Consider the following 23727-nt stretch of genomic DNA (forward strand, 5'->3'; position numbering starts at 1 on the left):
AGCAGTTTTGGGTGAAGTTATCGCTAAAATAACTCTATGACCCAATTCAATCCATCTGCGGCACTCTATCCAACGATTTCTCAAACCATTGGTAATACCCCCTTGGTTCGCTTACAGCGTATTCCTGGTGTGGAGAATGAGCGCCGCGGTAATGTGATTTTAGGTAAGTTGGAAGGTAATAATCCAGCCGGGTCGGTCAAAGACCGACCCGCGCTTTCCATGATTAAGCACGCTGAGTTGCGTGGTGAGATTAAACCTGGCGATACTCTAATTGAGGCTACCAGTGGCAACACTGGTATTGCAATTGCGATGGTTGGGGCTATGTTGGGCTACAAAATTATTTTGGTCATGCCCGAAAACCAAAGCCTTGAGCGTCGACAGAGCATGGCAGCGTATGGTGCGGAACTTATTTTGACCTCCAGTTCAGGCGGGATGGAGTTGGCTCGTGATTACGCAGAGCAATTGCAAAAAGAGGGTCGCGGCAAACTATTAGATCAATTTGCAAACCCAGATAATCCGCGAGCTCATATCGAGACCACTGGGCCTGAGATTTGGCGTGATACGCATGGTCAGATTACCCATTTTGTTTCTGCGATGGGGACTACGGGAACGATTACTGGCGTATCAACATATCTAAAGTCCATGAATCCAGAGATCCAAATTATTGGTGGGCAGCCTGAAGAGGGCTCGCAGATTCCTGGAATTCGGAAATGGGCACCTGCCTACTTGCCCAAAATCTACCAAGCTGAACGTGTTGATCGAATTGAGTATGTTAGTCAGGCGGAAGCGGAGGAAATGGCCCGTCGTATGGCTAAGGAAGAAGGTATCTTTTGTGGTGTGTCTGCTGCAGGCGCTTTAGTGATTGCACTTCGCGTTGCTCAAACGGTTGAAAACGCCACGATTGTATTCATTGTGTGCGATCGGGGCGATCGCTATTTATCGACAGGTGTATTTCCAGCCTAGTTACTAGGTTTTGGTGGCTTGCTCGATTTTTTCAATTTACTATCTTTTTTTGCCGTTTTAGTTGTCGTGGATCGATTTTTACTAGCGGGCGTAGGCCCCGGTTTCTCGATTTGGTCACGTGTAAACACACTTTTGTTTTGATACCCTAGCGCCTGCGCAAATTCAGCAACACTTTGAGCATAAAAGTAACTACGGTTGTAGTTCACGATACTGAGGAAGTTTTGGAGTCCAACAACATACAGAATCTCGGGCTCTTGATTGACTCCAGGAGATGGCAAATCAACAATCAAAGCTTTGCTACCCGGTTCAACCCCGCCTTGCAGCAGGTCGCCGTTGCTGGGCTCCAAAATACCGAGCTGAATTAACTCTGCAACTGTAATTTTGGCAATCGGCTGGCCATCGGCTAGCTCAATAATTTTTGCCCGAGTTTGCTCATTTTGAATGACAGGAAAGTAGATGGGCATACCAGGTTGCCAGCCATGAACTTTGAGAAAGTTGGCGACGCTAAAGATTGCATCACGTCGACTATTGCGAAGATCAATTACGCCATCGCCATCCCCGTCGGTGGCAAATTGCAAAATACTCCCAGGCATAAACTGGGGAAGTCCAATGGCACCTGCATAGGAGCTACTTTGATTGAGGCAACGATTAAACGCATCTTGCCGATTTTTGGCCTCTTGCCAGCACAAAATAATGAGGTCTTTCAGTTGATTCTGAAAAAGAAGCTCACGCGCTGCTTGATTGGGCGCCTCTGGATAGTCAAAAGCAAGGGTGCTCAGTACATCCTTGACCCGGAAGTTTCCCATTTGACGACCATAAATCGTCTCAACCCCAATAATCGCCGCAATCACTTGATGGGGAACGCCAGATTCCGATTCGGCAACTTCTAAGGCAGCACGATTTTGCTCGATAAAGGCAAGGCCAGCTCGAATACGGACTGGTTCCACAAAGCGCGAACGATATACCCGCCAGTTTTTTTGAAAGCTAACAGGCGGGGGAGCAACTAATTTTTTGACTTGGGATAGATGTTGAACATCTTTAAAGCCACTATCCAGAAATGCCAAAGGAATGTTTTGCTGCCGTGAGATCTGATCGAGAAGCTCCTTGAGTGAAGACGGATCTCGTTTAGCACTTGATACAGTAGCCTTATCAGCATGAACCTCTACTTCGGGTTTTGTGGATTGAGGATTGGATGCTGTGCTTGGTGGAGTGGGCGATGCACAGGCGCCTAACAGAACCGCTAGTACCAGGTTGGAGAAAAACGGTAGAAAGTTCAAGATCGCGCTAAGATAATAATAAAAGTATTTTTAATATAAATTCACATTAAGTATAGTTAGTTGTTATTCAATGAGAGACAAATATGAGCACAGCCTACATCAGCCATCCTGATTTTATGAAACACGAGATGGGTCGCCATCATCCAGAGTGTCCTGAGCGAATTGCCGCAATTGAGGACCAGCTAATCCAGAGTCGTCTGGATACGCATTTAAAGCGGATTGATCCCCCACTTGCATCGGACGCTGATATCACACGAGTGCATAGCGAAGATCATTTGGCGTTTGTGAAGAGTAAGGCTCCGAGTAGTGGCTACTCGATGATTGATGGCGATACCATCATGAACCCAGCAACGTTAACAGTCTCCTTGCGTGCAGCCGGCGCAGCAATAGCAGCAGTGGATGCCGTGATGCAAGGTGAGGTCAATAATGCATTTTGTGCGATTCGGCCTCCGGGACATCATGCTGAGCCTCATCGCTCGATGGGGTTTTGCGTATTTAATAATGTGGCAATTGCCGCGCGTTATGCCATCGAAAAGTATGACCTAGAACGTGTCGCCGTGATTGATTTTGATGTCCATCACGGTAATGGCACAGAGGCTGCATTTATCAATGATCCACATGTACTCATGTGCAGTTTTTTTCAACACCCCTTTTACCCCTACAGTGGTTTAGATGGCGGGGAAAATATGGTCAATGTGCCCCTGCCGGCAACCACTAATGGCAAGATCGTCCGCGACATGATTAGTAAAACCTGGATTCCACGACTTGATGAATTCAAACCCCAGCTCATTATCATTTCAGCGGGTTTTGACGCTCATCGTGAGGATGATTTAGGCCAAATGGGCTTGGTTGAGGATGATTATGTATGGATGACCAAGCAATTAATGGAGGTTGCTAATCGCTATTGCGATGGCAAGATTGTGAGTTGCCTTGAGGGCGGATATAACCTCTCGGCGTTAGGCCGAAGCGTTGCTGCCCATCTAAAAACCTTGGCCGAGATTTAATCTGAATCACGATAAAATGGAGGTTTAGATACGTAAAAAGGTCCTCTTTCATGAAGGTTTTGGTCGCAGTCAAGCGAGTGGTCGATTACAACGTGAAGGTCCGGGTCAAATCGGATCAATCGGGGGTAGACATTGCGAATGTCAAAATGAGCATGAATCCCTTTGATGAAATTGCTGTTGAGGAGGCGGTTCGACTCAAAGAGGCAGGCCTTGTTACAGAAATTATTGCTTTTTCAGCAGGCCCCCAAGCATGCCAAGAGACCTTAAGAACTGCCTTGGCGATCGGTGCAGATCGTGCCATCTTATGCGAGACCGATATCGAATTACAGCCTTTAGCAGTTGCTAAATTACTTCAGGCAATCTATTCCAAAGAGCAGCCTCAGCTCATCATTATGGGTAAGCAGGCGATTGATGATGATAGTAATCAAACCGGCCAAATGTTAGCCGCCTTGCTCAATCTGCCCCAGGCAACATTTGCTTCTATGGTAACAATTAGTAATGGGCAGGCATCGGTTACACGTGAGGTAGATGGCGGCCTTGAGACCGTCGCAGTTTCTTTGCCTGCTGTGATTACGACCGATCTACGCTTAAATGAGCCGCGTTACGTCACTCTACCCAACATTATGAAAGCTAAGAAAAAGCAGTTGGATATCGTAAAACCCGATGATCTAGGAATTGATATTACCCCACGGTTGAAAACCATTCGGGTCGAGGAGCCACCAAAGCGCTCAGCAGGTATCAAAGTGCCGGATGTAGCAACTTTGATTGATAAATTAAAAAACGAAGCAAAGGTACTGTAATGGCTGCACTGGTTCTCGCTGAGCACGATCAGCAATCATTAAAAATGGCCACGCATCATGCGGTAAGTGCTGCGAAGCAGTGCGCCAATACGGTCGATATTTTGGTAGTGGGCCATGACGTGGATGCGATAGTCCAGGAAGCCAGCAAGATTGAGGGGGTTGGAAAGATTCTTTATGCCAATGCACCGCATTTTGCGAATCAGTTGCCGGAGGCAGTTGCGGAGCAAATTCTTGCCCTAGCCCCAAACTATGACTATTTTTTAGCACCTGCGACGGCACACGGTAAAAGTGTGATGCCCCGGGTTGCGGCAAAGTTGGACGTTGCCCAGCTCTCCGATATCACTAAGGTTGTGTCCGCCGATCAATTTGAGCGTCCCATTTATGCGGGTAATGCAATTGCAACGGTTCAAACGATTGACCCTAAAAAAGTGATTACCGTACGAACCACGAATTTTGATCCTGCGGGAACTGGCGGATCATGCTCAATCGAATCAATCTCTCCAGTAGAGCCATATACTGCCAGTCAATTTGTAGGTCGCGAGTTAACCAAATCAGACCGCCCTGAGCTGGCTGCCGCAAAAATTATTGTTTCTGGGGGTCGTGGGCTTGGCTCTGCCGAGAAATACCAAGAGTTGATTGAGCCCCTAGCCGATAAGCTTGGCGCTGCTCTCGGCGCTTCCCGAGCAGCAGTTGATGCTGGTTATGTGCCCAATGATTATCAAGTAGGTCAAACTGGAAAAATTGTAGCCCCTCAGCTTTATATTGCAGTGGGGATCTCTGGGGCAATCCAGCATCTTGCTGGCATGAAAGACTCTAAAGTCATTGTGGCGATTAACAAAGATCCAGATGCACCGATCTTTGGGGTCGCCGACTACGGACTCGTAGGTGATTTGTTTACTCTGGTACCCGAGTTAACTGCCTCGATCTAAGCTCAACTTATTGACTGAGCTTTTTGGCCTCTTCAATTTGGTAGATGAAGAATTGTTCAAAGCCAATAGCCAGAAAGCTCATCATGACCCCTGCGCCAATCACCAACGAGAGGATTACGCAAATTACGACAGGCCAACCCGATTCCGTTTTTTGTTTGCCTTGAAAGGAAGCATTAAATTGCGCATCCCATTTCTCATCGGGACGCAATCCAAAAACAATCGTACTTAACCAACTTGCTTCTAAGGCAATAAACCCAAGAATAATTAACACCCAGGCTGCCGCAGAAGATTCTGGACTTGTGTTTAAGAGCATAAAACCCAGAATGCCCGCGATTAGGGATGCAAGCTGGATCCATCCCCAAAAACTTTTGATACCGAGCAAATAAAAGCAATTCAATCCAGTTCCAGGAAGAAATAGCCCCAGTGCAGAGAATGTTAATTTGGACCGAAATGGGGTGCTCATGGATTAGTTCGTTGAATTAAATTAAAGCCCAATACTTCGCGATTGGGTCCAATGATAAGTAAATAATTACCATCGCGTGCAATGCTTCGGTAATCCCGCAGCAAATATAAGAAATCGCGTTCAATATCCTCGCGATTGGAAGCGCAGGCCATGCGAGTTGTGGCGATCTGTTCAATTTGAAAACCCCGAGGATCTTCGATGATTTGGGCAGTGAAGCGATTGCAGCCGCTATAACCACTCATTCGACTCTGGCTAAATTGCAAACTAATTTTTGGCCCACCATCACTGGGCATCGAGCGAAGGCGAACCTCACCCATACTGTTTGGTGGCATATTCCAGCGATTTAGTTCCCATTGAGTGCCAACCAGTTCAGAGTAGGGCGGGGTCGTTTTCCCGGGACACGGCGGCACTATATTGGCGCAACCAATCAAAAAAATTGGGGTTGCACTAATGAGTCTCATTAGCCCTCTCTTAGTCTGTGAGACCTCTAGTCCGGGATTTTTTATATAAGCCTTTGATTTATATGTATATTTATTGGTCACAGTCAATAATCTTTGGTGAAGTGATGGAGTTTTTAGGGTATTTCGTCTAGAATATGAGGTTTTCTGCGATCGTCGCACTCGTTGGTCAAAAACCCTTTTGAGCGAAGACGATTCAGTCAACCATTTTGTAATCATTTGATTTTAAGGAAATACCTATGGTCGTCATTCGACTTGCCCGCGGCGGTTCTAAAAAGCGCCCTTTTTTTAGCATCGTTGCTACCGACAAACGCAATCGTCGCGACTCGAACTTCATCGAGCGTTTGGGTTACTTTAATCCCCAAGCTTCTGAAAAAGAGCAGGCAATGCGCCTTTCTCAAGACCGTTTAACTTATTGGTCTGGCGTTGGTGCGCAAATTTCGCCAACCGTAAAGCGTTTGATCAAGGATCACCCAGCGGCCTAATCTTGGCCATGACTGAAGGGGGAGTGGTGAGCGGTCATCAACCCCCCTCTGATTTGATTGATTTGGGTATCGTATACGATGCCCAGGGGCTAAAAGGCCACATCAAAGTCCGTCCCTATTCCCCTGACCCAATCTCCCTCTTGGCGTGCAAGGAGGCTTATTTGAGGGGCACTCACTCAGCCGCATCCCCCGTTGTTTATCGTGTACATAGTGCAAAAATTCATTCTGGCTTCGTGGTGATGCTTTTGGATGGTATTTGTGATCGAGATGCTGCGTTAGCCCTCAAGGGTCAGACGGTTTTGCTACCAAGAAAGGCATTTCCAGTGCCTGAGCAAGATGCCTATTACTGGGTCGATTTGATTGGCTGCGAAGTTTATAACGAGCAAGGAGTTCATCTGGGCATGATTGAGGGTATGGCCGAGTTTGGGGCTCATCCAGTCATGACGATTGGCAGTGAGCTGATTCCTTTTGTCCCTGCAATTGTGAAATCAGTTGAGCTGAGGTCAGCAGAACTTCCATTAGGCAAACTTGTAGTGGATTGGCAGCCCAACTGGAGTGAATGAGCATGGATTCAACCAAGATGGATTTTGATGTGTTGACACTCTTCCCAGAGATGTTTGCTGCTCTGACGCAATATGGGGTGACCGGCCGCGCCTGTGAGCAAAGGCTAACTTCCGTAACTACCTGGAATATCAGAGATTTTTCTGAGGATTCTCGAAAAACGGTCGATGATCGGGCTTATGGTGGTGGCCCTGGTATGGTAATGATGGCCAAACCCCTAGATTCTTGTCTTGAGGCTGTGGGGCGCTCCCACCTTAATCGAGGGATTAATCCTGGGCCGGTTTGTTTATTAAGTCCCCAAGGAGAGCCATTTTCACAAAAGTTAGCGACAGATATCCTCAATTATCGACAATTAACCCTAATTTGTGGTCGTTATGAAGCTATTGATCAACGTTTTATTGATGACAAAGTGGATTTTGAGATCTCAATCGGTGATTTTGTGGTTTCGGGGGGCGAGTTGCCCGCTATGATCCTCATGGATGCCGTAATCCGTTTAATCCCGGGGGCTTTAGGGGATGAAGACTCTGCTCTACAAGATAGCTTTATGAATGGCCTTTTGGACCATCCCCACTACACCCGTCCAGAGGTTTATGGAAATAAATCGGTGCCAGACGTGCTTTTGGGCGGACATCACGCTAAAATAATAGATTGGCGTCGGCAAAAGTCTTTGGAGCTGACGTTCAAGCGCCGCCCAGATCTCATCATCAAAGCGCGTGCAAATGGGTTGCTAAGCCCGAAAGATGAAGCGTTTTTAAAGACGCTTAAATCCTAAAAGCTTGGCAAAAATTGAACTGCATCCTCTATTGAGTCCACCTATGTGTGGGATTAACGTCAATACGATGCCAAAGGAGTTGAAATGAATTTGATTCAAACGATTGAGCAAGAAGAAATTGCTCGCCTAACTGCCAACAAAACGATTCCGAGTTTTGCTCCTGGCGATACCGTTGTTGTCAGCGTCAATGTTGTTGAGGGTAACCGTAAACGCGCTCAGGCATTTGAGGGTGTGGTGATTGCCAAACGTAATCGCGGTCTTAATTCCAGCTTCATTGTTCGTAAGATTTCATCGGGTGAGGGTGTTGAGCGTACATTCCAAACCTACTCACCATTGATTGCCAGTATTGAGGTGAAGCGTCGCGGTGATGTGCGTCGTGCCAAGTTGTATTATTTGCGCGATCGTTCCGGTAAGTCCGCGCGTATCAAAGAGAAGCTCACTGCCCGTGCTAAAGAGGTCGTTGCTGAGCAAAGCGCTGAGTAATTAATCTGATATCAGCAATCAAGGCGACTTCGGTCGCCTTTTTGTTTATTTAAATCACCTAAAATGATGGCATGGTTCATTCATCCACATCCATCAAAAAGAGCTTAGCTGCTCCACCGAGTTTTAATCCGCGAAGGGTGCCAATTGCGCATCGCTGCGAGGATCAAGCGCAGGTGGCTGAGCATCTGTTTGATGCCAAGGCCCTACGAAGGCATTTTGCTGCTCCACCGGCCTGGACTCCTGAAATTACCGATGAAAATCGGCATGTGATCGCCAGTGACATCATTGCGCAACGTGAGGCAGAGGGCTTGATCACAGAAGCCGCTATTTTGTTAGCACTTGTGATGCAGCCAAACGGTTTAAATGTTCTCTTAACGCAGCGAACCGATCATTTGCATGATCATGCCGGGCAAATTAGCTTTCCAGGTGGTCGAAAAGATCATGCCGATGAATCAATCATTTCCACTGCATTGCGCGAAAGTGAGGAAGAGATCGGCTTGTCCAGCGATCATATTGATGTGATTGGAACCATGCCGGAGTATTTGACCGTCTCTGGTTATCGGGTGACCCCCGTGGTTGCTCTGGTTGAGCCTCCTCGAGTATATCGACCAGATCCATTTGAAGTGGCGGATGTTTTTGAGGTTCCTCTACCATTTCTGATGAACCCAGCGAATCACGAGGTACGGGTGTGGCATAGTGATGAGGGCTCGCGACGGTTTTATGCCATTCCGTATGCGGATCGATTTATTTGGGGCGCTACTGCTGGAATGTTACGAAATCTATATCATTTATTAAAAGCATGACCTTTTTCTCTATTCTTTTCGCTCTCATTGCCGAGCAATACCGGCCCGTTACCGCATCGCATTGGATTCGGAGAATCAGTGCCGCATGGCTCGATTGGGTCGCTAAAGAGTTTGGTGGCAAATCCGAGCAGGGTGCAACACCCGTGGGCGCCCGCTTAGCCTGCTTAGTTGGGTTTGGCTTACCAACAGTATTGGTATTCGCAGTCTATGTATTTGCATACATCGTGAACCCATTGTTAGCATTTGTGTGGAACATCATCATCGTGTATCTGTTCTTCGGTTTTAGGCAATTTAGCCACTCCTTTACCGAAGTGCATGAGGCAATTCAAAACCATGATCTACCTGCTGCGCGGCAAGCACTGCAAGCGTGGGTGGGTGATGAGTTTGATACCTCACATCTATCTGAAAGCGAAATCATCGCGATTGCTCTCGAGCGAGCTATTATTGGGGCTCATCGCCACGTATTTGGGGTATTTTTCTGGTTCTTAATGCCCATTGGCCCCGCTGGAGTCGTTTTGTACCGACTGGCAGATAAGGCGAGTAAGCGTTGGGAGAGCTTTGGTTTGAATTTATCTGAGGCCGCTAAACATTTCTTCTTCATATTGGATTGGGTCCCTGTCCGACTCAGCGCAATCAGCTTTGCGATTGTAGGCAACTTTGAGGATGCGATTTATGCCTGGCGGAACTTAACCGGTAAGTGGGCAGATCCACTCTCGGCTGTTCTCTTAGCATCAGGTAGTGGAGCACTAGGCGTTCGCTTGGGAGAGCCTCTGCGGGAGCCAACCAGCGATGAGGCATTGGCAAGAGCTGAAGCAGGTGAGCCGCCGATTTACGAAATCGGTCATGAGCCTAGCGAGCGATCCATGCGCTCGGCAATCGGTCTGGTGTGGCGGGCCCTTATCGTTTGTATGGTGGTTTTAGCAATGTTGACCATCGCTCTTTGGCTGGGCTAATCCCCTGGATCTGAATATCTGCTGTTCTCGAGTCTGAGACCAGCTGTTTAAAAAGTGCTAAGCGCTCGCTCGCAATGACTCCTGCCAAGACGGCGGCTTGAACTGCGCAATCAGGTTCATTATCGTGTTTGCAATTATGAAAGCGACACTGACCCAAATAGGGTTTGAACTCCCGAAACGCATGTTGTAACTGACTCTCTGATACATGCGCAAGGCCAAATTCTTGAAAGCCTGGTGAGTCAATAATTGCTCCCAAACTATTTGCATCGCGACCCCATTCGGGTAGATCAAAATAGCGGCAGGCTGTAGTGGTGTGTTTGCCACTATCCAGTTTTTGCGAGTATTCCTGAGTGACAGCCGCTGCATTGGGGATCCAGGCATTTAGAAGCGTTGATTTACCCATTCCGGATTGGCCGACCAAAACCGATACTTTGCCCTTTAGGAGTGGCACAAGTGCGTCGAGCGATTGCGGATTCAATTTTGAAGAGACTTCATGCACTGTGTAACCCATCGATTTGTATGGGGCAAGCTGATCACGTGCCGCTTCAAGCTTATCGTGTAGGTCGCATTTGTTCAAAATGATATGAAGATCAATTTGACTCAGTTCAGCCGCAATCACTGCGCGTCCGAGAAGATCTGGCGAGAATGCGGGTGCGGTTGCCAAAACAATCAGTATCTGATCAACATTGGCGGCAATAATCTTACTCTTAAATGCATCTGAGCGATACAGTAAATTCTTGCGAGGTTCAATCTCAAGAATACGGGCCTGATCCGCCGAAGTGCTCTCTAGAATCAAGCGATCGCCAACTGCCCCAAGGTGTTGTTTACCAGGAGCACTCACATGAATGAATGGCCCGTGATGGGATCCATCAGCCTCAATCCGTTGCGCTAAGTAATGTCTGCCATACGAAGCGCTTAGAAGGGCACGAAAAGGACCCATTACCGAATATCACTCATGCAAATCGCTGAAGATGCGCAATCCGCAATGGGGCGGGAGGGTGAGAACTATAGAAAGCCGTATAGATTGGATCGGGTGTGAGGGTGGAAGCATTGTCTTGATACAGCTTCACCAAGGCAGAGATCAGGGCGCTTGCAGATGACTTCTGGGCTGCAAAATGATCGGCTTCGTATTCATGTTTACGCGAAGCAAGACTTCCCAGTGGCGTAAAAAAGAATCCAAATACAGGCGCTACCAACATAAAGAGGGCAAGAGCCAGACCACCGTTGTAACCATTGAGATCGGGGGTTACCCCCAATCCGAAATAGAACCAGGGTTGTGAACTAATCCATCCCAAAATAGCTAGCATTACAAAACTGAGAGCAAATGAGACCAGTAAACGCTTACGGATATGTTGACGCTTGAAATGACCCAGCTCATGCGCTAGAACTGCTTCTACCTCTAAGGGCTCTAACTTTTCAATCAGGGTGTCAAAAAAGACAATACGCTTGGCTTTGCCGATACCCGTGAAATAAGCATTGCCATGGGCACTTCGTTTACTCCCATCCATGACAAAAAGACCTTGACTAGCAAAGTCACAGCGTTTTAAGAGTTGCTCGATTTGGGTTTTTAGGGGGCCATCCTCGAGCGCCTTAAATTTGTTAAAAAAGGGTGCGATTACCGTGGGAAAGAGCCATAGCAGTAGGGCGTTGAATAGTGTCCAAACTACCCATGTCCACAACCACCAATAAGTGCCACTAGTGGCCATAAGCTCGAGAACTAACCATAAGAGCGGTAAACCAAGCGCAGCCGCCAAGGCAATTCCTTTGAAGGTATCCAGCCAAAAGAGGCGCGGGGTCATGCGATTAAAGCCAAAGGATGCTTCAATCCCAAATTGTTTTTTCCAGGTAAAAGGTAAATCTAATATACCGGAAATGAAGGCCAGAGAAACTAAAAGAAGGATTTGCTGGGTAATGCCTGGTCCCACTAAGCTCAAGAGCGTTTGATTAAGCCACTCCAAGCCACCCAGCAAGGTAAAGCCGATCAACACAAATGCACCAAAGGCATTTTCGAGAAGACCTAAGCGTAATTTAGCAATCGTGTAATCAGCTGCTTTTTGATGATCAGCCAAAGAAACTCGCGAAGCAAATTCATTCGGTACACTAGCGCGGTGGAGGGCGACATGGCGTATTTGTCGCATGGCCAACCAGTGGCGCATACCAACGCTTAGCAGTAGGGCGGCAATGAAGATCAATGTAAAGGTCATGAAAGTATTATAGAGATGAGCGAACAAATGAAGCACACCCCCAACGGGAATGATCCTTTGATTTGGGTCGACATGGAAATGTCCGGCCTAAAGCCCGACAGCGACCGAATCTTGGAAATCGCTATGATCATCACCGATGCTCACTTGAACGTAATAGCCACAGCGCCGGTATGGGTTGTTCACCAAACGGACGAGGTCTTAAATGGTATGGATGCTTGGAACAAAGGAACCCACAGCAAGTCGGGTCTGGTGGATAAAGTGAAAGCTTCCTTGCTAAGTGAGTCGGAGGTTGAGCAGCAGTGCATCACCTTTTTAAAGCAATATGTAAAAGCGAATACTGCCCCAATGTGCGGTAACTCAATTTGCCAAGATCGACGCTTTATGGCTCGGTATATGCCTAAGCTTGAAGCCTATTTCCATTATCGAAATGTTGATGTTTCAACCGTTAAAGAATTGTCAAAACGTTGGCAGCCCAATTTGGTAAAGGGCTTTGAAAAGCAGCAGGCCCATACGGCATTAGCCGATATTATGGAATCGATCGAGGAGCTAAAGTACTACCGAGAGCACTTCTTTCGGCTACCCACGCCAACTAGCGATTAATTACTTCTTTTTCTTGGGCCTAAAGGCTTTGACAATGGCCTCATCGGTTTCAATGATCGGCCCACCCATGAGCTCAATGCAATAGGGTATGGCTGCAAAAATCCCATGAACTAAGACTTTGCCCTCAGAGTCCTTTAAGCCTTCCAAGGTCTCTTGAATGGATTTAGGCTGGCCCGGAAGATTGAGAATCAGGGCGCTATGACCTTCAATTTCTCGCAGAACAGCCACCTGCCTTGACAAAATTGCGGTGGGTACAAAATGCAAACTAATTTGACGCATTTGTTCACCAAACCCCGGCATTTCGCGAGTCCCCACTTCTAGAGTTGCCTCTGGGGTGACATCCCGACGTGCGGGGCCGGTGCCGCCGGTGGTCAAGACCAGATCGCAGCCCATTTCATCAGCGAGCTCAATTAAAGTTGAGGAGATATGTTCTATCTCATCGGGGATTAAGCGCTCATGGAAAACAAGGGGTGTGGTGATGACGCGCGATAGCCAATTTCGTAGGCTAGGAATGCCTTCGTCGACATAAATACCCTGACTGGCTCGATCTGAAATTGAGACCAATCCAATTTTGGCTTCATTAGGAAAACTGCGTTCAAAGGGGCTTGGCTGCTTCATGGTTCTATTCTAGCTATCATTAGAGGATGTTTGCATATTCACAAGATCAGTTCAGAATCATTATTGACTTTATTTTGGCAGAAGCCAAGCGAGTTGGAGCCACAGATGCCGCCGCTGAAATTTCAGAGGGCCATGGCTTATCCGTCACGGTTCGTAAAGGTGCGGTAGAGACGATTGAGCAGAGTGTTGATAAGCAAGTCGGGGTTAGTATTTATTTGGGTCAGCGCCGAGGCAATGCCAGCACCAGCGACTTCTCACCCGAGTCATTACGAACCACGGTGCAAGCCGCTTTCCACATTGCTAAACACACTGCAGAAGATGATTGCGCTGGATTGGCCGACCCAGATCTGCTAGAGCACTACCCATTGGATTTGGATTTATTTCATCCATGGGAAATTGACAGTAAAAAAGCGATCGCAATTGCACGGCAGGCAGAGAAAGCGGCTTTTGCGGTCGATCGAGCCATTGTCAATAGCGATGGAGCTTCGGTATCTGCGCATCAAGCGCACTTTATGTTGGGGACCAGTAACGGATTTATCGGCGGTTATCCATACTCAAGACACTTTATTTCATGTGCTCCGATTGCGAATGCAACGGGGAAGACCAGTTCGATGCAGCGCGATGATTGGTACAGTACCTCTCGGGTACCCACCGAACTTGCTAAACCAAGCTTGATTGGTCGATATGCGGCCCAACGCGCGCTCTCTCGTTTAAATGCGAAGTCATTAAGTACGCGTCGTTGCCCAGTCATTTTTGAGGCTCCCATTGCGGTTGGACTGATCGGATCTTTAGTTCAAGCAACTTCAGGGGCCGCACTTTACCGACGCTCTAGTTTTTTACTAGACAGTCTTGGTAAACCTGTGATGCCAAGCCATCTTGATTTATTTGAATTACCGCATCTAAAACGACAGACCGGTAGCGCTCCTTTTGATGAAGAAGGGGTTCGTACCCAAGCGCGCTCAGTCGTTGCTAAGGGAGAGCTGCAAGGATATTTTTTATCCAGTTATTCAGCTCGTAAGTTAGGAATGCAAACCACCGGCAATGCCGGTGGTGCTCATCACTTGAAATTGCACAGTCAAAATACCCCGTCCGGAGGTTTGCCTGGTTTACTCAAAGAAATGGGTACCGGTCTGCTGGTGACAGAACTTATGGGTCAGGGCGTGAATTACGTGACCGGGGATTACTCACGTGGTGCATTTGGTTACTGGGTAGAGAATGGAGAGATTCAGCATCCGGTTGAAGAGATTACGATTGCGGGTAATCTCAAAGAGATGTTGATGGATATTGCCGCAGTGGCAGACGACACCATTATTCGTGGCACCAAAGAAACGGGCTCTATTTTGATCGGTTCGATGACGATCGGTGGTAAATAGTTAGTGACGAACTCGATTTAGGGTCACATAACTAAACTGAATATCACCTTCGCTTGCCGCAAGCTGCTCCATAATTTGCCAATTCTGCGGATCGGGAATCTCAAAAAAGGTATCGCCCTCGACCTCCAGCTCAATCTCGGTAACGAAGAGCTGATCTGCTAATGGAAAAGATTGATTAAATAATTGTTGACCACCAATCACAAACACTCGCTCAAACTCGCGCAATGATTGCAAGGCCTCTTCAAGCGACGAGACAAGCTCAGCCCCATTTGCCTGATAGTCAGAATTGCGACTAACCACGATATTGCGTCTTCCAGGTAAGGGTCTACCAATCGATTCCCAGGTCTTACGCCCCATAATAATTGGGTAACCCATGGTTACTTTCTTAAAAAATTGCAAATCGGCCGAGATCTTCCAGGGCATTTGATTGTCTTTGCCGATCACATGGTTGCGTGAGCGAGCAACGATCATCGATATAGCAGGTTTTGTTATCAATTTATTTAGACCGCAACCGGGGCTTTAATATGGGGATGGGACTCATAGCCCACGATTTCAAAGTCTTCAAACTGATAATCAAAGATCGACTCAGGTTTGCGATGAATCTTAAGGCTCGGCAATGGATAGGGCGTGCGTGATAGCTGAAGCTTCACCTGTTCCAGGTGGTTGCTGTACAAATGACAATCTCCACCGGTCCAGATAAACTCACCAGGCTGTAAATTACATTGCTCTGCAACCATATGTGTTAGCAATGCGTAGCTGGCAATATTAAAAGGTACACCCAGAAAAATATCGGCACTACGCTGATAGAGTTGGCACGAGAGTTTTCCATTGGCGACATAAAACTGAAAGAAGGCGTGACAGGGCGCCAAGGCCATTTTGGGAATATCAGCAACATTCCAAGCGGAGACAATAATCCGGCGGGAATCCGGATTGGTTTTAATTGTATGAATAATCTCTTTAATTTGATCGATGTGCTCGCCATTGGGTGTGGGCCAGGAGCGCCATTGGTAGCCATAAACCGGTCCAAGATCCCCATTGGGAGCGGCCCACTCGTCCCAAATGGATACGCCACGCTCTTTGAGCCATTGATTATTCGTATTGCCACTCAGAAACCATAAAAGCTCATAAATGATGGATTTCAGGTGAAGCTTTTTCGTGGTAACCAGTGGAAAGCCTTCTGCGAGGTTAAAGCGCATCTGATAGCCAAAAACCGATAAAGTTCCAGTTCCGGTACGATCCGATTTTTCAGCACCATGTTCTAGAACATGGTGCATGAGTTCGTGAAATTGGCGCATGCGAAATTAAGTCAGTGCAGTTTGATATTACTTCTCGAGATGCTCAAGCTTACTTTTGACATCTTTCCAATCATCCGCATCGGCGAGAGGTGCCTTGGATTTTGTAATGCTAGGCCATTGCTTCGCAAGCTCAAGATTGATTGCAATAAAGTTTTGCTGATCACCTGGCACATCATCTTCTGCGTAAATCGCATTGACAGGACACTCTGGTACGCATACCGCACAATCAATGCATTCATCCGGATCAATTGCTAAAAAGTTCGGACCCTCACGAAAACAGTCAACAGGGCATACATCAACGCAATCGGTGTATTTACAACGAATACAGGATTCAGTGACAACGTAGGTCATAGCTCGCTCTGAAGAATAAATACCATCAAAAACACGAAAATAATCAATCACTGGATTTTATCCCAAATGGTGTAAAGTCTTGATTCCACCGATATCACACTCCATACAGAGCCATGACAACCAAACCAACAATCCTCGTTGCCCGCGCCATTTTTCCAGATGATTTAGTAAAACTACAGGATCGTTATGAGGTGATATCTAACCAGGCTGATCAGGTGTTTACCCCGGATGAATTGCGTAACCATCTAGCGAGTGTAGATGGGGCATTAGTGACTGGCAGTGAGCGAATCGATCAAAGCGCCTTGGCCGATGCAAAGCGCCTGAAAATCGTAGCAAATATTTCGGTTGGCTATAACAATTTTGATGTACCAGCGATGACTGCAGCCAAAGTCATGGCAACAAATACTCCGGATGTATTGACTGATACAACCGCTGATTTTGGCTTTGCGCTGCTAATGGCTACTGCCCGTCGGATCACAGAATCTGAGCATTGGATCCGAAATGGCCAATGGGATAAATGGTCTATCGTGCACAATCCCTTGGGCATGGATTTGCACCACAGCACCTTGGGCATTATTGGTATGGGTCGAATTGGGCAGGGTATTGCTAAGCGTGCCTTAGGTTTTGGGATGAGAGTGGTTTATCACAACCGTAAACGCTTAAGCGAGGCGGATGAAAAAGCGTGTGGTGCTCGATATCTTGATAAAGAAACCCTACTTCGCGAAGCTGACCATGTGATCTTGGTGGTGCCATACTCTGCAGAGAGCCATCATCTAATCGGCGCCAAAGAAATTGCGCTAATGAAACCGACTGCTACGCTAGTTAACATTGCCCGTGGTGGTATTGTGGATGATGCAGCTTTGGCGGCTGCATTAAAAGCAAAAACAATCTTTGCCGCAGGACTTGATGTTTTTGAGGGAGAACCGAAAGTTCATCCGGAGTTGCTCAAGTTAAGTAATGTGGTACTGGCGCCCCATATTGCCAGTGCGACTGAAAAAACTCGACGTGCCATGATTGCGTTAGCGGCTGAAAACCTTAGCGCAGCTCTCGAGGGAAAACGTCCGCCGAGTTTGATCAATACCGAATTGTGGCAAGCCTAATTCAGTTAGTCCTTATTGCTGAATATCGTCGGTCTCTTCGGTGAGTTCTTTGAGCGCAAGCTCAATGCCGCCAAACTTTTCCGCAACCCAGTTATAGACCTTACAGGCGATCCATAAGAGACCAAAGCCCAAAATCGCATTTAGGACCAGGGCAGAAATCACCGTAAAACCCGGAATCGACCCATCTCGAATAAAGGCGACAAAGAGCGCCAATAAAACGATGGGGACCGAAAAGCATAAGTAAACCAAAACCAAGGTTTTGGCGGTATGCATGGGATCTAAAAATACAATCTCTTTTTTGGTAAATTTCATGATCCCGCCATCTTAAAGCAGTCCATCAAAAATCTCTACATCTACCCAATCGCCAGGCGCGATATTCCCTTGGTCATGATGAAGAATAATGAAGCAATTCGCTTCACTCATGGAGCGCAAAATCCCAGCGCCTTGGCTACCTGTTGTTTTAACGACCCATTGACCCTGGTCATCCTGAAATAGAATCCCCCGTTGAAACTCGGTACGACCGGATTTCTTCCGAATTCCTGCGGCAGATCGAACTGGAATCAAGGGGATCTCAACCCACTTGGCGCCATTTAGTTGCAATAGCGCATTGCGGACAAATTGATAGAAGGTCACCATCACGGCTACGGGGTTGCCGGGTAAGCCAAAAAATACGGTGGGGGTAGGCTTGCTCGAACTTGGCTTTAGGCTACCGAATGCCATGGGTCGACCAGGACGCATGGCAATTTTCCAAAATCCAACCTCACCCAGTTCCTCCATCATTTGCTTAGTGAAATCTGCCTCCCCAACCGAGACCCCACCTGAGGAGATGATGACATCGGCCGTTTGGGCTGCAGCAATGAAAGCCCTGCGAAGATCGTCGGGGTTATCTCGCACGATCCCATAATCAATCACCTCCATACCCAGGCGCTCAATGCAGGCTCTTAGACTGTAGCGATTACTGTCAAAAATCTTGCCAGGCGCCAAGGATTCATGGATGTCGCAAAGCTCATTGCCGGAGGAGAGGATTGCCACCTTGGTCCGTTGATAGACTTCAAGCTGATGAATGCCCAAGGATGCCGCAAGACCCAGGTCAGCAGGGCGCAAAATTCGCCCCTGCAAAATGGCCGCTTTGCCCGACTGTAAATCTTCGCCCCGTAAGCGACGATTCTCGCCAGCACGAACGATGCTACTGGAAAAGCTCACCAGACCATTGCTAAGAGTCTTGGTAAATTCTTGGGGTACAACGGTGTCACATGTCGCTGGCATCAGAGCCCCCGTCATGATCTTGATGCATTGCCCAGGTTTGACGGTAAGCATTTCAGTTTGCCCAGCATGCAGTGTTCCAATGATGGTTAATTCAAGATTCTGGCGATCATCACGTAGTTCTCCACTATTAAATGCATACCCATCCATGGCAGAGTTGTCATGGGCGGGAACATCGATGGGGGATAAGATATCGCCCGCCAAGATACGACCGAGGCATTGATGGAGAGGTAAGATCTCTTTTTTGAGATGCATTCCCGACGATTCGTAACTGGATGCAATTAAGTCAGCAATGGCTTGGCGTGCATCCGTTACAGACAAAAAATCCGATTGGAACTCTTGATTTGCTTTATTAGTTTCCATATCTTTAGTTGGTAAATTTTTCTAATTGGGCCAGCTCTTCTGGAGTGTTGGCATTGGTAAATGCAGATTCATTTGCAAAAATAGTGGTGCATGCATCTTGAGATGCAAACCAGCGATCAATCTTGCGTTGCCCATTAGCTAAAAATTGCTCCAACGAATCAAGCACTTCTCGTTTCATTAGGCAAAACACCGGTTGGGCCCAAATTTTTCCTGCAGAATCTTGGCTAGATGCATAGGCAATATTCGCATCTTGTTTTTCTAGTCGATTGGCAAGCGCCATCACTAAATCGGTTGGAAAAAGTGGAGAATCGCAGGGAGCAGTCACCAAATAAGGTGTTTTGCAAGTCTTAAGGCCAACCAGATAGCCCGCTAAGGGACCAGCAAAATCCTGGTTCTCATCGGCCACAATAGGGTAACCATATTGCGAATAAATATCCTGATTACGGTTGGCGTTAATCAGCAAACCTGAGACTTGTGGTCCAAGGCGCTGAATTGCATGTTCGATTAAAGGCTTGCCTTGAAACGGTACGAGGCCCTTATCGATCCCACCCATACGCTGTGCACGACCGCCAGCAAGTAATAGTCCGGTAATTTCAGAACGCGCAATCATCGGCAGGTCCTAGCCACCAATATAGGACATTTCAACTTTACCGTGCTTGCGTTCTAAATCCTTGGTGTGAAGGTGTCTGATCTCGGAGTAGCGATCATCGCGATTTGACCATGTTTGCATAACAGCGTTTGCAATGTCAAGATCAGAACGACCAGATCGAATGAGAGTTTTAAAATCAAATCCTTCGGTAGCAAATAAACATAAAAACAGTTGACCATCTGTGGATAGCCGGGCACGGGAGCATTCATGACAAAACGCTTGGGTCACGCTGGAGATCACGCCAATTTCGCCAGCTCCATCCTGATACCGCCAGCGTTGAGCGACTTCGCCGGCGTAATTGGGATCGACTTGCTCAAGAGGGAAGTGCTCAGAAATCTTGGCAATCACTTCAGCAGATGGCAGAACTTGATTTAGGTTCCAGCCATTTGAAGAGCCAACATCCATAAATTCAATAAAGCGTAGGGTGATGCCGCGATTACGAAAATACTTCGCCATTGGTAGGATCTCGTGGTCGTTCACCCCTTTCTTAACCACCATATTGACTTTGATGCCTTCGAAGCCCGCCTTTTGTGCTGCCTCAATTCCTTTGAGCACATCGCTGACTGGATAGTCGACGTCATTCATCGCCTTGAAGACTGAATCATCGAGCGCATCCAGACTGACCGTGAGTCGTTGCAAGCCTGCTTCTTTTAGGGGCGTTGATTTTTTGCTCAATAGACTGCCATTGGTTGTAAGTGTTAGGTCTAATTCCTGATCCTTGGGTGTCCGAAGCTTGGCAAGCATAGAAATTAAGGTTTCGAGATCTTTACGAAGCAAGGGCTCACCACCAGTTAAGCGAATTTTTTCAACCCCAAGAGAAACAAAAATCGTGGCTAAGCGATGAATCTCTTCAAAACTTAATAATTCGGATTGTGCGAGATATGGATAGTCTTGATTAAATACCTCTTTGGGCATGCAATAGGTGCACCGAAAATTACAACGATCGGTAACCGAGATGCGTAAATCACGTAATGGCCGCTGTCGACGATCAAGGGTGCGACTATGGGCCTCGCTGAGTATGTTTGGGATCAATGGCAAAGGACCCCTGGGGGTCTCTTTGCGTATCGGTATGACGGGCTTCACCATAATTCACATTATGGCCTTAAACGACTAAATCGTTTTATCGATGGTTTTTTCTTGGCCACCTGTTTCGACCAGCACCATCGGGCCTATTGGGAGGCTTGCAGGCGCTTTAGGCACTCGCGGAACGCGGGGCGCCGGGATTTCTGCCTGAATCTGGGTTTGAACTTCTGCCAATTTCGATTGATCTGTTCCCACCCAAACCATCCCTGCTCCTTGCACCACATCCTTTAATGGTTCTTCAGCTAAGGGTGTGAATGCTACTTTGGGTAGTTCAGGTAGAGGTGCTGTAGTAGCCACTTCTAAACTTATCGCGGGCACATTCATCGGTTCAGTCACGATTGGGTTTGCTTCTTCACGTCGCTCCCGACGCTGATTCGGACGTCGTCCTCCGGTGGACTCTCGGAAAGTGCTCACAATTCGAGTCAGCGGCACCGATGCCGAGCGACCACCTAGCCCCATCGGAAAGCCTGGATTGGATTCTGAATTGATTGCTGAGTTACCAGTCTCGTTGCGCTCATTTCGATCGCCACGGTTACGGCCACGACCTCGACGGTTACGTCCACGGCGGCGTTCGTCCCCAGCGCTTTCAGACTCATCGGTGGCACCAACCACTTGCGGTACTGGATTAGCACTTTCTAGCTTCTCTTGGGTATTTTGTCGTTCACTGCGGTTACGGCCACGACCTTCTGAACGCGATGGGCGATTTGCTGCAGCTTCGGTTGGCTCAGAAGTTTTCTCCATGCGATCAGATGAATCGGTACGCTGATTTTTTTCATTGCGATTGCGACCCCTATTGCGGTTGCGATCACCATTACGGCCACGATTTTCAGAGCGCAGATTTGGTTTTGTCTCTGGGGCTGCCGTTGGAGCGCTTGAGGAAAATAGTTTTTTGATAAACCCGAGGAAACCACCTGACTCTGGAGTCGAGGAACTGGGTTTGGAATCTCGAATCGGACGCGGTGATGCGACAGGTGCCGGTTGACTTGGGGTAATCCCTTTCACTGCGGCCTCAGGGCGAGCTCGCACTTCCTCGTTTTTGCGACCAATGACTGCATCGGTTTCAAGCTCGCGCGCGGCTTCTTCCACCATGACGTAGCTCAGTTTTTGCTCATCTAAGCGAGGGTCATCATGACGCAGACGTTCTAATTTGTAATGAGGGGTCTCCAGATGCTTATTCGGGATCATCAAAATATGCACCTTAAAGCGCGTCTCAATCTTGATCACTTCAGCACGCTTTTCATTGAGCAAGAATGCAACCACCTCTACTGGTACCTGGCAGTGGATTGCAGCCGTATTCTCTTTCATGGCCTCTTCCTGAATAATTCTCAGGACTTGTAATGCAGAGGATTCGGTATCACGAATATGACCAGTTCCATTGCATCGTGGGCAGGTAACGTGACTACCTTCTGATAGAGCAGGGCGCAAACGCTGACGCGAGAGCTCCATCAAACCAAACTTTGAAATCTTGCCCATTTGCACCCGTGCGCGATCATGGCGCAAGGCATCGCGCAGACGATTTTCAACGTCCCGCTGACTCTTCGAGGACTCCATGTCAATAAAGTCAATCACGATTAGACCGCCAAGATCACGTAGACGCATTTGCCGTGCAATTTCATCGGCCGCCTCGAGATTGGTTCGGGTTGCCGTCTCTTCAATATCCGACCCACGCGTTGCGCGTGCGGAGTTCACATCGACCGATACCAAGGCCTCCGTATGATCGATGACGATCGCACCGCCAGAGGGTAGGGGAACCGTTCTGGAATAGGCGGTTTCAATTTGATGCTCAATTTGGAATCGCGAAAAGAGGGGGACGTCATCTTGATAACGCTTCACCCGAGGCAAGTTATCCGGCATCACCACTGACATAAATGCCTGGGCTTGCTCATAAATATCATCGGTATCAATCAAAATCTCGCCAATATCGGGCTGGAAATAATCGCGAATGGCGCGAATCACAAGACTCGACTCTAAGTAAATGAGTAAGGGTGCTGAGTTTGCTTTGGCTGCCTCATCAATGGCTTTCCATAATTGCATGAGGTAATTAAGGTCCCACTGCAACTCGGTGGCATCCCGACCGATTCCTGCCGTTCTAGCAATGATGCTCATTCCGTCAGGTACCTCAAGTTGCGCCATGGCTTCGCGTAACTCTTGCCGATCCTCACCTTCAATGCGGCGCGACACACCACCTCCACGCGGATTGTTTGGCATTAATACTAGATAGCGACCTGCTAGGGAGATAAAGGAGGTCAGGGCAGCGCCTTTTTGACCGCGCTCTTCTTTTTCAACCTGAACAATGATTTCTTGACCTTCTCTCAGTGCATCCTTGATCGACGCATTGCGGACATCAATACCATCCTTGAAGTAGGTTCTTGCAACTTCCTTAAAAGGTAAAAAACCGTGCCGCTCCTCGCCATAGTTGACGAAGCAGGCCTCTAAAGACGGCTCAATACGGGTGATGACCCCTTTATAAATATTGCCTTTGCGCTGTTCGCGGCCGGCAGTTTCAATATCGATATCGATTAGTTTTTGACCATCAACGATGGCAACCCGCAACTCTTCCTGTTGCGTTGCATTGAATAACATGCGCTTCATAACACTCTCCTAAATGGGAGGCGGACTTGAGCGACACGAAGTGGATGACAAATATGCTCTGAGGAAAATCCCCAGAGTACTGGGGTGAGACAAACAAAGTTCCTAAACAGGAAAAATACCAATCAAATTGGCTTGGGTCTCACATGAACGCTCGCCACAGAGATGTCCTTTAGTTCTCAATGTAGGCGCTCGTTTTAAAAACGGTCATCTGCTTTCGGGGGTCGCGGCAAATATCACGCCAACCCTTGCGCCTCATTAAAACGGGAGAGGGGCAACCCCGGGAGT

The 23727-nt window shown here is 47.7% G+C and carries 27 protein-coding genes; 13 read left to right on the plus strand and 14 right to left on the minus strand.

From position 1 onward, the window contains the following. Window positions 1–36: 36 nt before the first annotated feature. Window positions 37–963, plus strand: coding sequence for a cysteine synthase CysM (gene cysM / locus QUE66_RS02195; protein WP_286224192.1), 927 nt, complete (start codon window positions 37–39; stop codon window positions 961–963). Here the strand turns inward: cysM and QUE66_RS02200 are convergent. Further along, a complete protein-coding gene (locus QUE66_RS02200; RefSeq protein ID WP_286224193.1) occupies window positions 960–2240 on the minus strand; it encodes a lytic murein transglycosylase in 1281 nt (426 codons plus the stop codon). The two genes, cysM and QUE66_RS02200, sit on opposite strands and share 4 nt — an antisense overlap. An 83-nt stretch (window positions 2241–2323) precedes the next feature. Between QUE66_RS02200 and QUE66_RS02205 the strand changes: the two genes are divergently transcribed. The 3 genes from QUE66_RS02205 to QUE66_RS02215 are packed head-to-tail and all read left to right on the plus strand — an operon-like array spanning window position 2324 to window position 4973. Continuing rightward, entirely contained in the window at window positions 2324–3244 is a 921-nt protein-coding gene (locus QUE66_RS02205; RefSeq protein WP_286224194.1) for a histone deacetylase family protein, read from the plus strand. Window positions 3245–3294: 50 nt separating this feature from the next. After that, complete coding sequence (locus tag QUE66_RS02210; protein ID WP_286224195.1) at window positions 3295–4044, plus strand: electron transfer flavoprotein subunit beta/FixA family protein; 750 nt, start codon at window positions 3295–3297, stop codon at window positions 4042–4044. After that, window positions 4044–4973 carry an electron transfer flavoprotein subunit alpha/FixB family protein gene (locus QUE66_RS02215; RefSeq protein ID WP_286224196.1) on the plus strand — a complete coding sequence of 310 codons (930 nt, stop codon included), beginning with the start codon at window positions 4044–4046 and terminating at the stop codon, window positions 4971–4973. The genes QUE66_RS02210 and QUE66_RS02215 overlap by 1 nt, the downstream gene beginning before the upstream one ends. 7 nt (window positions 4974–4980) lie before the next feature. Here QUE66_RS02215 and QUE66_RS02220 read toward each other — a convergent pair whose 3' ends face one another. Both QUE66_RS02220 and QUE66_RS02225 read right to left on the minus strand, forming a co-directional pair. Continuing rightward, a complete protein-coding gene (locus tag QUE66_RS02220) occupies window positions 4981–5436 on the minus strand; it encodes a hypothetical protein (protein WP_286224197.1) in 456 nt (151 codons plus the stop codon). Next, window positions 5433–5897, minus strand: coding sequence for an META domain-containing protein (locus QUE66_RS02225; RefSeq protein ID WP_286224198.1), 465 nt, complete (start codon window positions 5895–5897; stop codon window positions 5433–5435). The genes QUE66_RS02220 and QUE66_RS02225 overlap by 4 nt, the downstream gene beginning before the upstream one ends. Window positions 5898–6133: 236 nt before the next feature. Here QUE66_RS02225 and rpsP point away from each other — a divergent pair, with 236 nt between their 5' ends. From rpsP to QUE66_RS02255, 6 genes are all read left to right on the plus strand, one after another. Beyond that, the gene (gene rpsP, locus QUE66_RS02230; protein WP_108507972.1) at window positions 6134–6379 is read left to right on the plus strand and encodes a 30S ribosomal protein S16; all 246 of its coding nucleotides are present in this window, start codon (window positions 6134–6136) and stop codon (window positions 6377–6379) included. Between the two features lie 8 nt (window positions 6380–6387). Then, window positions 6388–6942 carry a ribosome maturation factor RimM gene (gene rimM, locus QUE66_RS02235; protein ID WP_286224709.1) on the plus strand — a complete coding sequence of 185 codons (555 nt, stop codon included), beginning with the start codon at window positions 6388–6390 and terminating at the stop codon, window positions 6940–6942. A 17-nt stretch (window positions 6943–6959) separates the two neighbouring features. Then, the gene (gene trmD, locus QUE66_RS02240) at window positions 6960–7712 is read left to right on the plus strand and encodes a tRNA (guanosine(37)-N1)-methyltransferase TrmD (protein WP_286224710.1); all 753 of its coding nucleotides are present in this window, start codon (window positions 6960–6962) and stop codon (window positions 7710–7712) included. An 84-nt stretch (window positions 7713–7796) separates the two neighbouring features. Then, window positions 7797–8195: a 50S ribosomal protein L19 gene (rplS, locus tag QUE66_RS02245; protein WP_286224199.1), complete on the plus strand. Its 399-nt coding sequence runs from the start codon at window positions 7797–7799 to the stop codon at window positions 8193–8195. Between the two features lie 71 nt (window positions 8196–8266). Continuing rightward, complete coding sequence (locus QUE66_RS02250) at window positions 8267–8998, plus strand: CoA pyrophosphatase (RefSeq protein ID WP_286224200.1); 732 nt, start codon at window positions 8267–8269, stop codon at window positions 8996–8998. After that, window positions 8995–9951: a CobD/CbiB family protein gene (locus QUE66_RS02255; RefSeq protein WP_286224201.1), complete on the plus strand. Its 957-nt coding sequence runs from the start codon at window positions 8995–8997 to the stop codon at window positions 9949–9951. Before QUE66_RS02250 ends, QUE66_RS02255 begins: the two co-directional genes overlap by 4 nt. Here QUE66_RS02255 and rsgA read toward each other — a convergent pair. Together rsgA and QUE66_RS02265 are read right to left on the minus strand one after the other, a co-directional pair. Next, complete coding sequence (rsgA, locus tag QUE66_RS02260; protein WP_286224202.1) at window positions 9896–10891, minus strand: ribosome small subunit-dependent GTPase A; 996 nt, start codon at window positions 10889–10891, stop codon at window positions 9896–9898. The two genes, QUE66_RS02255 and rsgA, sit on opposite strands and share 56 nt — an antisense overlap. 13 nt (window positions 10892–10904) lie before the next feature. Next, window positions 10905–12155 carry a M48 family metallopeptidase gene (locus tag QUE66_RS02265; RefSeq protein ID WP_286224204.1) on the minus strand — a complete coding sequence of 417 codons (1251 nt, stop codon included), beginning with the start codon at window positions 12153–12155 and terminating at the stop codon, window positions 10905–10907. A gap of 15 nt (window positions 12156–12170) precedes the next feature. Between QUE66_RS02265 and orn the strand changes: the two genes are divergently transcribed. Beyond that, window positions 12171–12755, plus strand: coding sequence for an oligoribonuclease (gene orn / locus QUE66_RS02270; protein ID WP_458574880.1), 585 nt, complete (start codon window positions 12171–12173; stop codon window positions 12753–12755). On the opposite strand, the gene mog is transcribed toward orn, so the two are convergent. Continuing rightward, window positions 12756–13373: a molybdopterin adenylyltransferase gene (gene mog, locus QUE66_RS02275; RefSeq protein WP_286224208.1), complete on the minus strand. Its 618-nt coding sequence runs from the start codon at window positions 13371–13373 to the stop codon at window positions 12756–12758. It lies immediately after the preceding gene. Window positions 13374–13399: 26 nt separating this feature from the next. On the opposite strand from mog, the gene pmbA reads away from it, so the two are divergent. Continuing rightward, on the plus strand, window positions 13400–14746 hold the full coding sequence (pmbA, locus tag QUE66_RS02280; RefSeq protein WP_286224210.1) for a metalloprotease PmbA: 1347 nt from the start codon (window positions 13400–13402) through the stop codon (window positions 14744–14746). Here pmbA and QUE66_RS02285 read toward each other — a convergent pair whose 3' ends face one another. Genes QUE66_RS02285 through fdxA form a run of 3 tightly spaced genes read right to left on the minus strand, consistent with a single transcriptional unit; the run spans window position 14747 to window position 16392 of the window. Then, complete coding sequence (locus QUE66_RS02285; protein ID WP_458574885.1) at window positions 14747–15238, minus strand: dihydrofolate reductase; 492 nt, start codon at window positions 15236–15238, stop codon at window positions 14747–14749. Window positions 15239–15246: 8 nt separating this feature from the next. Then, entirely contained in the window at window positions 15247–16041 is a 795-nt protein-coding gene (locus QUE66_RS02290; RefSeq protein ID WP_286224213.1) for a thymidylate synthase, read from the minus strand. A gap of 27 nt (window positions 16042–16068) precedes the next feature. Further along, window positions 16069–16392, minus strand: coding sequence for a ferredoxin FdxA (gene fdxA, locus QUE66_RS02295; protein WP_108509308.1), 324 nt, complete (start codon window positions 16390–16392; stop codon window positions 16069–16071). Window positions 16393–16505: 113 nt separating this feature from the next. On the opposite strand from fdxA, the gene QUE66_RS02300 reads away from it, so the two are divergent. Continuing rightward, complete coding sequence (locus QUE66_RS02300) at window positions 16506–17492, plus strand: 2-hydroxyacid dehydrogenase (protein ID WP_286224217.1); 987 nt, start codon at window positions 16506–16508, stop codon at window positions 17490–17492. Between the two features lie 12 nt (window positions 17493–17504). Here the strand turns inward: QUE66_RS02300 and QUE66_RS02305 are convergent, their stop codons facing one another. Genes QUE66_RS02305 through QUE66_RS02325 form a run of 5 tightly spaced genes read right to left on the minus strand, consistent with a single transcriptional unit; the run spans window position 17505 to window position 23442 of the window. After that, a complete protein-coding gene (locus QUE66_RS02305; RefSeq protein ID WP_108507984.1) occupies window positions 17505–17804 on the minus strand; it encodes a hypothetical protein in 300 nt (99 codons plus the stop codon). A 12-nt stretch (window positions 17805–17816) separates the two neighbouring features. Then, on the minus strand, window positions 17817–19118 hold the full coding sequence (moeA, locus tag QUE66_RS02310) for a molybdopterin molybdotransferase MoeA (RefSeq protein WP_286224221.1): 1302 nt from the start codon (window positions 19116–19118) through the stop codon (window positions 17817–17819). A gap of 4 nt (window positions 19119–19122) precedes the next feature. Continuing rightward, entirely contained in the window at window positions 19123–19728 is a 606-nt protein-coding gene (gene mobA, locus QUE66_RS02315) for a molybdenum cofactor guanylyltransferase MobA (protein ID WP_286224223.1), read from the minus strand. Between the two features lie 9 nt (window positions 19729–19737). After that, the gene (moaA, locus tag QUE66_RS02320) at window positions 19738–20853 is read right to left on the minus strand and encodes a GTP 3',8-cyclase MoaA (RefSeq protein WP_286224224.1); all 1116 of its coding nucleotides are present in this window, start codon (window positions 20851–20853) and stop codon (window positions 19738–19740) included. Window positions 20854–20877: 24 nt separating this feature from the next. Continuing rightward, window positions 20878–23442: an Rne/Rng family ribonuclease gene (locus tag QUE66_RS02325; RefSeq protein WP_286224225.1), complete on the minus strand. Its 2565-nt coding sequence runs from the start codon at window positions 23440–23442 to the stop codon at window positions 20878–20880. Window positions 23443–23727: the final 285 nt, after the last annotated feature.

The organism is Polynucleobacter sp. HIN6, assembly GCF_030297575.1.
Taxonomy (GTDB): Bacteria; Pseudomonadota; Gammaproteobacteria; order Burkholderiales; family Burkholderiaceae; genus Polynucleobacter.